Source organism: Pseudomonas sp. PDM05 (assembly GCF_014851685.1).
In the GTDB taxonomy this organism is placed as follows: Bacteria; Pseudomonadota; Gammaproteobacteria; order Pseudomonadales; family Pseudomonadaceae; genus Aquipseudomonas.
Genome location: NZ_JACVAC010000001.1, coordinates 344,044 through 357,352, shown reverse-complemented (window position 1 = coordinate 357,352; position 13,309 = coordinate 344,044). Strand labels below are relative to the sequence as shown.

Annotated in this window: 11 protein-coding genes; 3 read left to right on the top strand and 8 right to left on the bottom strand. The window is 61.8% G+C overall.

The features are described 5' to 3' along the window. Nucleotides 1-8: 8 nt before the first annotated feature. From IB241_RS01685 to copC, 5 genes are all read right to left on the bottom strand, one after another. Nucleotides 9-884 (bottom strand): SMP-30/gluconolactonase/LRE family protein, encoded by an 876-nt coding sequence (locus tag IB241_RS01685; RefSeq protein ID WP_192296669.1) that lies wholly within the window; start codon nucleotides 882-884, stop codon nucleotides 9-11. Nucleotides 885-887: 3 nt separating this feature from the next. Beyond that, nucleotides 888-1,706: an NAD-dependent epimerase/dehydratase family protein gene (locus IB241_RS01680; protein WP_192296668.1), complete on the bottom strand. Its 819-nt coding sequence runs from the start codon at nucleotides 1,704-1,706 to the stop codon at nucleotides 888-890. Nucleotides 1,707-1,938: 232 nt separating this feature from the next. Beyond that, nucleotides 1,939-3,201: an OprD family porin gene (locus IB241_RS01675; protein WP_192296667.1), complete on the bottom strand. Its 1,263-nt coding sequence runs from the start codon at nucleotides 3,199-3,201 to the stop codon at nucleotides 1,939-1,941. 282 nt (nucleotides 3,202-3,483) lie between these two features. After that, nucleotides 3,484-4,341: a copper homeostasis membrane protein CopD gene (gene copD / locus IB241_RS01670; RefSeq protein ID WP_192296666.1), complete on the bottom strand. Its 858-nt coding sequence runs from the start codon at nucleotides 4,339-4,341 to the stop codon at nucleotides 3,484-3,486. A 3-nt stretch (nucleotides 4,342-4,344) separates the two neighbouring features. Beyond that, the gene (gene copC / locus IB241_RS01665) at nucleotides 4,345-4,710 is read right to left on the bottom strand and encodes a copper homeostasis periplasmic binding protein CopC (protein WP_192296665.1); all 366 of its coding nucleotides are present in this window, start codon (nucleotides 4,708-4,710) and stop codon (nucleotides 4,345-4,347) included. 116 nt (nucleotides 4,711-4,826) lie between these two features. Here copC and IB241_RS01660 point away from each other — a divergent pair, with 116 nt between their 5' ends. Beyond that, nucleotides 4,827-5,447: a TetR/AcrR family transcriptional regulator gene (locus tag IB241_RS01660; protein ID WP_192296664.1), complete on the top strand. Its 621-nt coding sequence runs from the start codon at nucleotides 4,827-4,829 to the stop codon at nucleotides 5,445-5,447. Between the two features lie 122 nt (nucleotides 5,448-5,569). Here IB241_RS01660 and preA read toward each other — a convergent pair whose 3' ends face one another. The 3 genes from preA to hydA form a co-directional block, all read right to left on the bottom strand. After that, complete coding sequence (gene preA / locus IB241_RS01655; RefSeq protein ID WP_192296663.1) at nucleotides 5,570-6,844, bottom strand: NAD-dependent dihydropyrimidine dehydrogenase subunit PreA; 1,275 nt, start codon at nucleotides 6,842-6,844, stop codon at nucleotides 5,570-5,572. Beyond that, nucleotides 6,844-8,211, bottom strand: a complete 1,368-nt coding sequence (locus IB241_RS01650) for an NAD(P)-dependent oxidoreductase (RefSeq protein ID WP_192297223.1) — start codon at nucleotides 8,209-8,211, stop codon at nucleotides 6,844-6,846. Before IB241_RS01650 ends, preA begins: the two co-directional genes overlap by 1 nt. Before the next feature lie 153 nt (nucleotides 8,212-8,364). Next, complete coding sequence (gene hydA, locus IB241_RS01645; protein WP_192296662.1) at nucleotides 8,365-9,804, bottom strand: dihydropyrimidinase; 1,440 nt, start codon at nucleotides 9,802-9,804, stop codon at nucleotides 8,365-8,367. 591 nt (nucleotides 9,805-10,395) lie between these two features. Between hydA and IB241_RS01640 the strand changes: the two genes are divergently transcribed. Together IB241_RS01640 and IB241_RS01635 are read left to right on the top strand one after the other, a co-directional pair. Further along, nucleotides 10,396-11,877: an NCS1 family nucleobase:cation symporter-1 gene (locus tag IB241_RS01640; protein ID WP_192296661.1), complete on the top strand. Its 1,482-nt coding sequence runs from the start codon at nucleotides 10,396-10,398 to the stop codon at nucleotides 11,875-11,877. A gap of 60 nt (nucleotides 11,878-11,937) precedes the next feature. After that, nucleotides 11,938-13,221 (top strand): Zn-dependent hydrolase, encoded by a 1,284-nt coding sequence (locus IB241_RS01635; RefSeq protein ID WP_192296660.1) that lies wholly within the window; start codon nucleotides 11,938-11,940, stop codon nucleotides 13,219-13,221. Nucleotides 13,222-13,309: the final 88 nt, after the last annotated feature.

Sequence of the window (13,309 nt, the reverse complement as noted above, 5' to 3'; positions counted from 1 at the left end):
CTGTCCCGTCAGAGGGTGAAAGTCGGCTCGGGCAAACCCTGCACGCCAGGATAGAGGGCAAACACGCCACCCGACAGCGACTGTTCGCTTTGGTCATCGCGGATCGAGGTGACGAACAGTGTGTCCAACCGGCTGCCGCCAAAGGCGCACATGGTGGGCTTTTTCACCGGGACGCTGAGGGAGCGGTCGAGGCGTCCGTCGGGGGTGAAACGGTGGATCAGCCCGGCGTCGTTGGCGCAGATCCAGTAGCAACCGTCGGCGTCCACTGCGGCGCCGTCGGGGCGGCCGGGGTGCTGGTGCATGTCCACGAATAGGCGGCGGTTGGATGGCGTGCCGCTGTCGATGTCGTAGTCGAATGCCCAGATCTGTTGCACCAACGGGTGAGAGTCCGAGGCGTACATCGTGCGCCCATCGGGGCTGAAGGCGAGGCCGTTGAGGGTGATGAAACCGTCCAGTTCGGTATGGGGCGCCTGGCCAGCGGTGTAGCGATACAGAATGCCTGCGGCCGCATTCAAGCCCATGTCCAGCACCATGCTGCCGGCCCAGAAGCGGCCCTGGCGATCACAGCGGCCATCGTTCAGGCGCATGTCCGCGCGGGGGTGTTCGACGCGGGCCAAGGGCGTGCTGTCGAGGCTGCCGTCGTTGTGCGCGGTGAGCTGGAAAAAGCCGCTTTCCATGCCGGCGACCCAGTTGCCCGCCGTCGTGCGGGCAATGCAGGCGAGCATCTGCGGGGCTTTCCAGGCGGCGACGTGGCCGCTGGCGGCGCTCCAGCGTTGCAGGCCGCCGTGGGGGATGTCCACCCAATACAGCGCGTTTTCTGCGGGCACCCACACCGGGCATTCGCCTACGGCGTTGCGGGCGTCGACAATCAGTTCTGCACTCATGGGTCAGTCCCCGAACGGCCCGGCCACGCAGAAGGCGCCGCCCTGGTAGACCTTGGCCGGATCATCGGCGGCCACCGGTGGCAGGGCTTCGACCTGGGCGCGGAACACTTCGGAGTTATCCTTGGGCGCGTAGCCCAGGTGTGCGGCGTAGCGGTTGTCCCACCAGGTGTCGAGGTTATCCGACATGCCGTAGACCACGGTGTGGCCGACGTTTGGCGTGTACAGCGCGCGTTCGAGCAGTTGGGTCAGGTCATCGAAGCTTAGCCAGGTGTGCATCATGCGGCGGTTCTGCGGTTGCGGGAACGACGAGCCGATGCGGATGCTCACGGTCTGGATGCCGTAGCGATCGAAGTAGAAACTGGCCATGTCCTCGCCGTAGGACTTGGACAGGCCGTAGTAGCTGTCCGGGCGACGGGGCGAATGGGCGTCGAGGATTTCACCTTGTTTGTGAAAGCCGATCACGTGGTTGGAACTGGCGAAGATCACACGTTTGACCCCATGCCGACGTGCAGCTTCGTAGATATGGAAAATCCCGCTGATGTTGGCGCCGAGGACCTCTTCAAAGGAGCGCTCCACCGATACACCGCCAAAGTGCAGGATGGCGTCGACGCCTTCCACCAACTGGTGCACGGCTTGTTTGTCGGCGAGGTCGCAGGGCTGGACTTCTTCGGCTTCGTCAGCGGCCGGGGCCATCTCGGCGATGTCCGACAGGCGCAGTACGCGGGCATAAGGGCGCAGACGTTCACGCAGGACTTTGCCCAGGCCACCGGCGGCACCAGTGAGCAGCAGGCGGTTGAAGGGAGCGGGAGTGGTCGTGGTCATGGGCGTTCCATTGTTGTTGTAGGTTGTCGTATGACTAGGTCAAAGTATCGTTACAGATTCCCAGGCTTGTCAACGCTCCTCGCGGCGAATGCAATTCAAGTGTGGGAGCGGGCTTGCTCGCGAAAGCGGTGTGTCAGTTACAGGTGTGCTGACTGATCCACCGCTTTCGCGAGCAAGCCCGCTCCCACAGGGGGATTTGCGTTGGTTGCACAGGCGGGTTCGACGTGAATGTTTACAGCAGTGAGATCGGGTAGCTGATGAAGAGTCGGTTCTCGTCGAACTCATTGTTGCTGAAGTCGCGACGCATGGTCGAGTTTCGCCATTTCACGTTCAGGTTCTTCAGCGCGCCACTTTGCACGGTGTAGGCCAGTTCCGACTCGCGGCCCCATTCCTTGCCGTCGGTGATCGTTCCGGTGTGCACGTTACTGCCACTGATGTAGCGATTCATCAGCGTCAGCCCCGGCACGCCAAGCACCACGAAGTTGAAGTCGTGCCGCACCTGCCAGGACTTTTCCTTGGCGTTGTCGTAGCTGGCGTTGTAGCTGTCGTTGGCCAGGGTGCCGCCGCTGGTGCCGTTGATCTTCATCCAGGCGCTGTCGCCGGTGAGTTTCTGCAGGCCCACATAGAAGGTGTTGCCGCCGTAGCGTGCCGAGAGCAGGGCGAAAGCGGTCTTGTTGTCGAGGTCGCCAGCCAGGGCGCTGCCGTCTTCCTTGCCGGTGAAGAAACCGAGGTTGGCGCCCAGGGTCCAGTCGCCCACGGGCTGGCTGTGCGTGAGGTTGAGGTACTGTTGCTGGTAGATGTCGCTGAGTTCGGCGTACCACAGGCCGACCTGGGTGCGCTTTTCGTTGAAGCTGTATTCGGCGCCGCCGAAGTTGAAACGGTCGGAGGTGAACGCGGCTTTGCCGTTCATGAACATGTCTTCCATGCTCGCGTCGTTGCGTGGGCTGTTGCCACGGAACTGGCCGCCGTAGAGGGTCAGGCCGGCGATTTCATTGGAGGTGAGCTGGCCGCCACGAAAGGTCTGGGGCAGGGAGCGGCCGTCGTCGGAGCGCAGGATCGGCAGCACCGGCATCCATTCGCCGACCTTCAGTTCGGTCTTCGACAAGCGGGTTTTCAGCGCCACGCCCAGGCGTCCGAAGTTGTCGGCCGGGCGGCCGTCGCTGTGGATCGGCAACAATTGGGTGCCACCCGTGCCTTTGCCGCCGTCGAGCTTCTGCGAGTACATGCCTAGCACGTCAATGCCAAAGCCCACGGTGCCTTGGGTGAAGCCGGACTTGGCGTCGAGAATGAAGTTCTGCGTCCACTCTTGCGCCTTGGCCTGGGGGTTGCTCGGGTTGGTGAAGTTGCGGTTGAAGTAAGCGTTGCGCAGGTTGAGCGTGGCCTTGGCGTCGTCGAGAAAGCCGTCGGCGTGGGCGCCGAGGGGCAGGTTGACGATCAGGCTGCCGAGGCTGACAAGGCCCAGGCGTACGCAGGAATTGCGGGCGAATTGACTCACAGTGGAGCTCCCTTGCTTTGTTGTTTTTATTATTTGTCGTACGTCGTCGTACAACATCGGGCTGAGTATTTGCGTCATTTATGGGGGTTGTCAATCAGAAGTTATACGATGACCTGGCTCGCCACCGTTTACAGAATGGGCACGGTTCAGTGTGGGAGCGGGCTTGCTCGCGAAAGCGGTGTGTCAGTTACAGGTGTATTGGCTGATCCACCGTATTCGCGAGCAAGCCCGCTCCCACACCAATCCGCTCCCACATTTGGATTGATGTTCGACTTGAGGGGGCTACTGGGTCATGACCATCGGCGGCAGGGTGCCGAGGAGGGAAACGGCGGCGACCGCTGAAATGCCCAGCAGCCACTCCAGCAGCACACTGGCCTTCAGGCTGCCTTGGCGTTCGTCACAGCGTTCGATTCGTAATCGATTCAACAGCGCCAGGGCGAGCATGCCCAGCACCAGCATCACCTTGATCAGCAGAATCAACGCGAAACCGCTGAACAGCGGCGTTGGCCATAGCTGACCAGTCAGCACGCGTACGTTGATCAACCCGGTCACCAACAATCCTGCGACCAAGCCATAGCCCACGCCGCTGAACCGCCGCAAGATCGGCTCCAGCGCATAGCCCTGGGGTTGGCGCAGGATCAACACCAGCACCCACAAACCGCCGAGCCAGGCGCCGACGCAGGCCAGGTGCACCACCTGATTGAGGATCAGCAGGCGCCCGCTGAGCCCATCGAGCATCGCGCCATGGCCCACGGGGGCGAGGGTGGCCAGCAGCAACGCGATCAGCGGCAGGCGCAGCGTCGGCCAGGGTTTGATCAATGCGCTCAGCAGCAACAGGTTGAGCAGCAGATGCCACACCCACACCTGGCCAAAAAACGTCTTGCCCAGCACCAACTCGACGGTGGTCGGTTGCCATGCCGCGTCCCAACTGCCAGCCATGCTGGCGGTGATCAGCAGCAGCCAGGTGATCCCAGACAACAGCGCGACCCAGGCCAGTGCCCGGGTGCTGCGCAGCAGTTGCCGGTCCAGCGCCGGTTGCACTTCGTTGCCGAGCAGCCAGGGCTTGAGCACGCAGGCCCCGAACATCAACAGCACCGCAATGAAATGCACGAAACGGCACAGCACCAACAGCGTCGCCATGGCTTATTGGCCGACCTTGAAGCTGTATTCACCGTTGCTCTTGTGGGTGTCGACCGATACGGCGTTCCACACCACCTTGTAGTTGCCGGCAGCCAGCGGCGCGGCAGGGGTGACCACCAGGGTTTTCTTGTCCTTGTCCGGGGTTGCCAGACCCTTGATGGCGACTTCGGTGCCGTCTTTGCTCAGGGAGACCTTGGTGAAGGTGGCTTCGACGCCTTCGCTGAAGGTCAGGCGCAGGTCGGCGGGCGCGGCGACGGTGCTGTCGGCGGCGGGCGTGGCGCTTTTCAGGTGGGCGTGGGCAAAGGCCGCCGAAGCGCCCAGCAGGGAAGCGAGCAGGGTAAGGGTGGTCAGGGTCTTTTTGATCAACATTGTTCAATACCAATCAACGGGGAGAAGCGGGCAGTGTACGAAGTTTCGGTATGGCCTGTCGCCGCGATCTAGAGCCGGTGGTAGTCTCTAACCCATGTTGTTGTCGGGGAGCCCTCATGGGCAATCACAAGATTGGCATTCGTCGGGTCAACGTCGAGAAAATCCTGCTGGCGGCAGAGAAGATCTTCGCCGAAAAGGGCTATGGCAGCACCGCCATGGCCGACATCGCTGAAGAAGTGCAACTGCCGCGTTCCAACCTGCACTACTACTTCACCACCAAGAGCGAGCTGTACAGCGCGGTGCTGTTCGACCTGCTGGAAGTGTGGAAGCAGGACGCCCTGAGCTTCGAGACCTTCGATGATCCGCGCGTGGTGCTCAGCAGCTACATCCGCGCCAAGATGCAACGCTCGCGCACGCGGCCGTATGGCTCGAAAGTCTGGGCCAACGAAATCATCCACGGCGCGCCCACACTGGGTGAGGCGTTGGATACCAGCCTGTACGACTGGGCCAAGATGAAAGAGGCGAAGATTCGCCAGTGGGTGGAGGACAAGCGCATCCTGCCGGTGGAACCGTCGAGCCTGCTGTACATGATCTGGGCGTCGACCCAGCACTACGCGGACTTTGATCACCAGGTGAAGATTCTGAATGATCACCAGCCGTTGTCGGATATGCAGTTCGAGCGGGCGATCCAGACGGTGACCGGGGTGATTTTGCGCGGGATTGGGTTGGAGCCCTGATTTTTGTGGTGGGGCTGAGGGCCTCTTCGCGAGCAAGCCCGCTCCCACAGTGGACCGCATTTTATCTGGAGGAATGCGGTTGAATGTGGGAGCGGGCTTGCTCGCGAAGGCGGCTTAAAGGACTACACAGCCTCCCGATAAGGATTACGCGGGTCCTGCGTCCAATTCAAATACGGCTTGCCGGTGTCTATCGCCACCATCTCGATGCAGTCCGCCACCGGGCAGGTGATCTGGCACAGGTTGCAGCCCACGCACTCGTCATCGATGACCTCGTATAGGTGCGTGCCATCCGCCTGTTTCAAACTCGCAATCGCCTGGTGCGAGGTGTCCTCGCAGGCAATATGGCAACGTCCGCAACCTATGCATGCCGCCTGATCGATCTTGGCGATGACCTGGTAGTTGATGTCGAGGTACTTCCAGTCCGTGGTATTGCCCACCGCCCGCCCGGAGAATTCCTGCAAGCTCTTGTAGCCCTGGCTGTCCATCCACCGCGATAGCCCGTCCTTCATCTCTTCCACAATCCGGAACCCGTGCAGCATCGCCGCCGTGCACACCTGCACCGCGCCGCAGCCAAGGGCCACGAACTCCGCCGCATCGCGCCAGTTGCCGATACCGCCAATGCCGCAGATCGGCAGGCCCTGGGTCTGCGGGTCGCGGGCAATTTCAGCGACCATGTTCAGCGCGATCGGCTTGACCGCCGAGCCGCAATAACCGCCGTGGGTGCTTTGGCTGCCGACCACGGGCAGGGCGACCATGCGCTCCAGGTCCACGCTGGTGATGGAGTTGATGGTGTTGATCAGCGACACCGCATCCGCGCCGCCGCGATAGGCCGCCCGCGCCGCCACGCGGATGTCGGTGATGTTCGGCGTGAGCTTGACGATCACCGGCAGTGAGCAATACGTCTTGCACCAGCGCGTCACCTGCTCGACGTACTCCGGCACTTGGCCGACCGCTGCGCCCATACCGCGCTCGGGCATGCCGTGGGGGCAGCCGAAGTTCAGCTCGATACCGTCGCAGCCGGTGGCTTCCACCAGGGGCAGGATATTTTTCCAGGATTGCTCCACACACGGCACCATCAGCGAGACGATCAGCGCGCGGTCGGGCCAGTCTTTTTTCACCTGGGTGATTTCCCGCAGGTTGATCTCCAGGGAGCGGTCGGTGATCAGCTCGATATTGTTGATGCCCAGCACTTCGCGGTTGGCGCCGTAGTGCGCCGAGTAACGTGACGACACGTTGACCGCCGCCGGGTCTTCACCGAGGGTTTTCCAGACCACGCCGCCCCAGCCGGCTTCGAAGGCGCGGACTACGTTGTAGGCCTTGTCGGTGGGTGGCGCAGAGGCCAGCCAGAATGGGTTGGGGGCTTTGATACCGGCGAACACAATCGAGAGATCGGCCATTACGCAGCCTCCATGTTCAGCATGAGTTGGGCGTGCATGGCAATGGCTGCCAGCTTGCCGTGTTGCACCGCCTGCACGGTGAGGTCCTGGCCGAGGCTGACGCAATCGCCGCCGGCATACACCCCGGGAATGCTGGTGCGCAGCTGCTCGTCGACAAAGATCCGCTCGCCGACGCGTTGCAGTTGCTGGGCCAGTGGATCGTGCAGCGCCGCGTTGTCGAAGCCTTGGCCGATGGCTTTGAAGATCGCATCGGCGGCCAGTTCGAAGGTTTCGCCGGTGGGGTGCAGGCGGCCGTTTTCCAGGCGTGTGCGCAGGAAACGCATGCCGCGTACGTTGCCTTGTTCATCCAGCAGGACTTCTTCGGGTTGGGCCCAGGTCAGTAGGCGCACCTGGTTGGCTTTGGCGATGTCCTGCTCATGCTGGGTGGCGCCCATGTCCGCCAGGCCACGGCGGTACACCAGGTTTACATCGCGGGCACCGAGGCGGGCCATCTGCACGGCCATGTCGATGGCGGTGTTGCCGGCGCCAAGCACGATGCAACGGTCAGCCAGGGGCAGTTGGGTGAGGTCATCGGCCTGGCGTAGTTCGCGGATGTAGTCGGTGGCGGCGAGCAGGCCGGGGGCATCTTCATGGGGCAGACCCAGTTGTTTGCTGGCAGCCAGGCCGAGGCCGAGGAACACTGCGTCGAACTGCTGGTGCAGGTCGCTCAGCGTGAGGTTGTCGCCCAGGCGCTGGCCGTGGCGGATCTCGATGCCGCCGATCTGCAGGAGGAAATCCAGTTCCTTCTGGGCGAAGTCATCCACCAGTTTGTACTTGGCGATCCCGTATTCATTCAGGCCGCCGGCTTTTTCCCGGGCTTCGAAGATCACCACGTCATGGCCGTGCAGGGCGCTGCGATGGGCACAGGCCAGACCGGCGGGCCCGGCGCCGACCACGGCGATGCGCTTGCCGGTGGACGCCGCGCGGTGGAACGGGTGTTCGCTGAAGTGCGCGTTGTCCACGGCGTAGCGTTGCAGCAGGCCGATCAGCACGGGGGCGCATTCCTCGGCGTTGTTGCGCACACAGGCTTGCTGGCACAGGATTTCGGTGGGGCAAACCCGGGCGCAGCTGCCGCCGAGGATGTTGGCCGAGAGGATTTTCTGCGCGGCGCCTTGCACGTTGTCGGTGTGGATATTGCGGATGAACGACGGGATGTCGATCTCACTGGGGCAGGCGTTCACGCACGGCGCGTCGTAGCAGTACAGGCAGCGCGAGGCTTCCAGTTGGGCCTGGCGGGCGTTGAGGGGCGGTGCCAGGTCGGTGAAGTGGCTGGCGAGGGTGGGTCCATCCTCGGTGGGATGGGGGAGGTGGGTCAGGGTCTGGATCACGGGTTTGGCCTCACTTTTTTTCAATTGCCTCTGGCGGGCATTTTTGTTGTCTGCACTGGCCTCATCGCAGGCAAGCCAGCTCCCACATGCGACCCCGTTTTGCCTGGGCGAACGCGGTCAAATGTGGGAGCGGGCTTGCCCGCGAAGGCGATATCAGCGGTTCACAGCCACTGGCTTGGAATACGCAGCCCGCTTGCTCAATTGCTCAAACACCGCCGGATACGCCGGCCGCTCCACATACCGCCCGGCACCGCGCTCGGCGCGCAGGTCGCCATCAGCCCAGACCAGCTTGCCCTGGCTGATGGTATGGCTCGGCACGCCGCGCACGGTCTTGCCTTCGAAGATGTTGAAGTCGACTTGTTGATGGTGGGTCTTGGCGGAAATCGTCCGCGTACCCTCGGGGTCCCACAGCACCAGGTCGGCATCCGCGCCGACCCGGATCGCGCCTTTGCGCGGGTAGAGGTTGAAGATCTTCGCGGTGTTGGTGGAGGTCAGCGCAACGAAGTCCTGCATCGACAGGCGCCCACTGTTGACGCCTTCGTCCCACAGCACCGCCATGCGGTCTTCGATACCGGCAGTGCCGTTGGGGATCTTGCTGAAATCGTCACGCCCGGCGGCTTTTTGCTCGGCGCAGAAGCAGCAGTGGTCGGTGGCGGTGGTGTGCAGGTTGCCCGATTGCAGCCCCTGCCAGAGCGCCTCCTGATGCCCGCGTGGGCGGAACGGCGGGCTCATTACGTAGCCCGCGGCGGTTTGCCAGTCGGGGTGGCGGTAGACGCTGTCGTCCAGCAGCAGGTGGCCGGCGAGGACTTCGCCATACACCGGCTGGCCTTTGCCACGGGCGTAGGTGATTTCATCCAGCGCTTCTTTGGTGGAGACATGCACCAGATACAGCGGTGTGCCGATGGTTTCGGCGATGCGGATCGCGCGGCTGGCCGCTTCGCCTTCGACCTGGGAGGGGCGCGACAGTGGATGCGCTTCCGGCCCGGTAATGCCCTGGGCCATCAGCTTGCGTTGCAGGTGATACACCAGCTCGCCGTTTTCGGCGTGCACGGTGGGCACCGCGCCCAGTTCCAGGCAGCGCTCGAAGCTGGCGACCAGGGTGTCGTCCGCCGCCATGATCGCGTTCTTGTAGGCCATGAAGTGCTTGAAGCTGTTGATGCCGTGGTGGCTGACCAGTTCGGCCATCTCTTCGCGGACCTGCTCGCTCCACCAGGTGATCGCCACGTGGAAGCCGTAGTCGGCGGCGGATTTTTCCGCCCAGCCGCGCCATTGGTGAAAGGCTTCGAGCAAGGACTGCTGCGGGTTGGGAATTACAAAATCGATGATCGAGGTGGTGCCCCCCGCCAGGCCTGCCGCCGTGCCACTGAAAAAATCTTCGCTGGCCACGGTGCCCATGAAGGGCAGTTGCATATGGGTGTGGGGGTCGATGCCGCCGGGCATCAGGTATTGGCCGCTGCCGTCGAGTATTTCAGTGCCGGCGGGTATATCCAGGTTTGTACCAATAGCCCGGATTAGACCGCCTGCGCATAAAACATCGGCGCGGTAACTTTCATCATGGGTAATAACGGTGGCGCCACGGATCAACAGCGACATGTCGAGTTCCTCACAGGCTTGACCGGCTTGTGCCAGTTCTAAGTGTTGTAATGCTGCTTGCCGATGAGTGGTTTATTCCTGTCATCGGTGACAGGAATAGAAACTAGCCCGAGTTTTTCGATTGGGCAAGCAGAATTTACATAAGCTTATATCGTGTTTAAGTGCATGATTTTTAAAGATAAAAAACAACAATCACCAAAATGAAGCGTGTGTTCACCGTTTTGACGCACTTGACAGGTTCATAAATTGAGCAACATTTCTTATTGCAAATCAGACGCTTGAGATATGCCGCTTGACGGCGCTAGGAAATAAAAATAATTGTGTTGCACCAGATTGAGTCCTGACAGTTCGGGCAACTTCCAGAGTATTTAGCCTGAGTAACCTGGCAAGTACCCTGGGTTCAATCGGAAAGCTGATAAACATCAGTTGGTTATATAAGCGGTGCGGGTAGCGGGGCAGTGGTCGGCACGGTTATTGAGTGCAGTGGCGGCTGGCCGGGCCCGTGATGTCATGTTGTTTACGAGGTACTCCGGCCATCCGGCGCAACACGCTGGGTGAGCAACAATAATTCGAAAAAACCGTGGAGCGGCCATGCAACAGAACAGATCGCAAGTCATTGAACGCAACGGCCTGTACGAACTCGACGCCGGCCCCGACGTCCTCGACAGCCCGCGCTATAACCACGACATGGCACCGACCAAGGTGCATGAACGAACCTGGAACAAATGGCACATCACCGCGCTGTGGGTCGGCATGTCGATCTGCGTGCCCACCTATACGCTGGGTGGCGTGCTGACGGCGTATTTCGGCTTGTCGGTGGGCGAGGCGCTGATGGCGATTTTGCTGGCCAACATCGTGGTGCTGATCCCGCTGACCCTCAATGCCTTTCCTGGCACCAAGTACGGGATTCCATTCCCGGTGTTGCTGCGTTCGTCGTTCGGCATTCTTGGCTCCAACGTACCGTGCCTGATCCGCGCGCTGGTGGCGTGCGGCTGGTTTGGTATCCAGACGATGTTTGGCGGGCTCGCGATCCACCTGTTCCTGGGCTCGGTTTTCGAGGGCTGGAAGTCCCTCGGGGGTACCGGCGAGGTGATCGGCTTCATGATTTTCTGGACGTTGAACCTCTGGGTGGTGCTGCGCGGCGCCGAGTCGATCAAGCGCCTGGAGACCCTCTCGGCACCGCTGTTGGTGGCGGTCGGGATTGGTTTGCTGGTGTGGGCGATGCCCAATGTGTCCATCAGCGAGTTGATGGCGATCCCGCCGAAACGCCCGGAAGGCGCGAGCCTCACCGGTTACTTCATGGCCGGCCTGACCGCAATGGTGGGCTTCTGGGCCACCTTGTCGCTGAATATTCCTGACTTCAGCCGCTACGCGAAAAGTCAGAAAGACCAGATCCTCGGGCAGATCTTCGGCCTGCCGCTGACCATGTTCCTGTTCGCCGCCCTCGGCGTGATCATGACCGCGGCGTCGGTGAAACTGGTCGGCGTGAGTGTGTCCGACCCGGTGACGTTGATCGGGCATATCCAGAGCCCGGTGTGGGTGGCGATTGCAATGTTGCTGATCATCATCGCGACCCTGTCCACCAATACGGCGGCGAACATTGTCTCGCCGACCAATGACTTCCAGAACATCGCGCCCAAGCTGATCAACCGCACCACGGCGGTGATTCTCACCGGGTTGGTGGGGCTGGTGTTGATGGGGCATGAACTGCTGAAAAAGCTCGGGCTGATCGTTTCCGATGTGAGCCTGGAGACCGTCTACTCCAACTGGTTGCTCGGCTATTCGAGCCTGCTGGGACCGATCGCCGGGATCATGGTGGTGGACTACTTCATCACCCGCAAACAACAACTCGACCTTGCCGGTTTGTACCGCGATGACGTGTACCCGGCGTGGAACTGGAGCGGGTTTATCGCGTTTGGCGTGCCGGTGGTGCTGACGTTGCTGTCGTTGGGCAGCGATGCGTTCAGCTGGTTCTACAGCTACGGCTGGTTTACCGGCTCGGCGTTGGGCGGGTTGTTGTATTACGGCTTGAATGCCAAGCGCGGGGCCAGTCCGGTTGCCGTCAAGACTTGACCTCTTTTCACTGTTGCAAAGGGTTCAATCCATAAGAAATGTAGCCTGAGGAGATCCCCAATGAACGCTGCCCTCGACGTTCTGCAATCGCCCCATCAGCACATCAACCGTGACCGCCTGTGGCAGTCGCTGATGGACCTGGCCAGGCTCGGCGCCACGCCCAAGGGCGGCGTGTGTCGCCTGGCTCTTACCGACCTCGACCGCCAGGCCCGCGACCTGTTCGTGCAATGGTGCGAAGACGCCGGTTGCACGGTGACGGTCGACGGCATCGGCAACATCTTCGCCCGTCGCCCTGGTCGCAACCCCAACCTGCCCCCGGTGATGACCGGCAGCCACATCGATACCCAGCCCACGGGTGGCAAGTTCGACGGATGCTTCGGCGTGCTCGCCGGCGTGGAAGTCCTGCGCACCCTCAATGACCTCAAGGTGGAAACCGAAGCGCCATTGGAAGTGGTGGTCTGGACCAATGAAGAAGGCTCGCGCTTTCCTCCGTGCATGATGGGCTCGGGAGTGTTTGCGCAGAAGTTTACCTTGGCCGATACCCTGGCCAAGCAGGATGCCGATGGCGTCTCGGTCGGCGATGCGTTGAATGCCATTGGTTACGCGGGTACACGGCCGGAGAGCGGGCACAAGGTTGGCGCCTATTTCGAGGCACATATCGAGCAGGGGCCGATTCTTGAGGACGAGAAAAAGACCATCGGCGTGGTGCTCGGCGCGTTGGGGCAGAAGTGGTTCGACCTGAAGTTGCGCGGCGTTGAAGCCCATGCGGGGCCGACGCCGATGCACCTGCGCAAGGATGCCCTGGTCGGTGCGGCAGCCGTGGTCGCCGCGGTGAATGCCGCGGCGTTGGGGCATCAGCCTCATGCGTGTGGGACGGTGGGTTGCCTGCAGGCTTACCCCGGTTCACGCAACGTGATTCCTGGCGAAGTACGCATGACCCTGGACTTCCGTCACCTGGAACCGGCGCGGTTGGATTCGATGATTGCCCAGGTGCGCCAGGTGATCGACGACACCTGTGCCAAGCATGGCCTGACGTTCGAGATGGTACCGACGGCGGACTTCCCGCCGCTGTATTTCGATAAGGGCTGCGTGGACGCGGTGCGGGATGCGGCGAACGGGTTGGGCCTGTCGAACATGGATATTGTCAGCGGGGCAGGGCACGACGCGATCTTCGTCGCCGAGCTGGGCCCGGCGGGGATGATTTTTGTGCCGTGTGAAGGGGGCATCAGCCATAACGAAATCGAAAATGCTGCCCCGGATGATCTGGCGGCGGGCTGTGCGGTGTTGCTGCGCGCAATGGTTGCCGCCTCCGCCGCTATCGCCAACGGCAAACTCGCCGCCTGATTGTAGTGAGCGGGCTTGCCCGCGCTGGGGGGCGAAGCCGCCCCAAACGGGACGCCGCGGTGTGTCTGAAAGACCGAGGTGCCTGGAT